The sequence below is a fragment of the Dellaglioa sp. CoH-55-MRSF-7 genome, assembly GCF_056782235.1.
Genome location: NZ_JBXAYI010000214.1, coordinates 1 through 247 on the forward strand (window position 1 = coordinate 1; position 247 = coordinate 247).

The 247-nt window shown below is 60.3% G+C and carries 1 protein-coding gene; it reads left to right on the forward strand.

Annotation, left to right across the window (positions count from 1 at the left end):
• Positions 1 to 247: hypothetical protein (locus tag AC1RPU_RS08430; RefSeq protein WP_481769719.1), on the forward strand; the 247-nt coding region annotated here is incomplete at both ends.

Here is a 247-nt window from a genome sequence, read left to right on the forward strand (position 1 = left end):
GGCTCCGCGTCGACGGACTTTGCGGAGAGCGGTTTGGAAATCGGCCACTTCTTCCCGTGGGCGGTTCGCAAGATGAATACGATGTACGGGTTGCCCGTGAACGACACGCCGACGCTCGAAGGTCTGGGTGAGTCCCCGATCAAGCGCATGGAGGGCTTCCTCAAGACGCTTCAGGCCGAGATGGACGAAGGCAACGAGATCATGGCGTTCCTGATCTTCCGCGAATGGGTGAAGGGCGGAAAGAGCC